This window comes from Bacillus sp. SIMBA_154, from assembly GCF_046536015.1.
In the GTDB taxonomy this organism is placed as follows: domain Bacteria; phylum Bacillota; class Bacilli; order Bacillales; family Bacillaceae; genus Bacillus; species Bacillus pumilus_P.
The window spans coordinates 1-264 of the sequence record NZ_JAWJBV010000345.1 but is presented as its reverse complement, the minus strand read 5'-3'; the positions used below and the strand labels follow the sequence as shown (position 1 = coordinate 264).

Genomic DNA, 264 nt, shown 5'->3' with positions numbered 1-264 from the left:
CGGGATCGCTCCTAAAAAAACACAGCCCCAAAAAGCAGGAATCAGCTGGGAATTGTCACTGAGCTGTAATATGACTTCATCCTGAGCCTTCACTCCTGATTGGCGGAGCCCTTTCACAATCGAAAGAGCGATCTTTTTCAGGCCGCTGTAAGTCTGGTACACTTTGGTGCCGTCAGGCTGAATATATGTGATGCCCTTTTGATCTCCCGCTGCCGCGGCGGTTTTGTGCAGGACTTCAGGAATCGTCATCGGCTGATCCGCTGA

1 protein-coding gene is annotated in these 264 nt (G+C 51.1%); it reads right to left on the bottom strand.

Going from position 1 to position 264, the window contains the following annotated elements; all coding sequences use genetic code 11:
• Positions 1–264: hypothetical protein (locus R0K30_RS22315; protein ID WP_410613067.1), on the bottom strand; the 264-nt coding region annotated here is incomplete at both ends.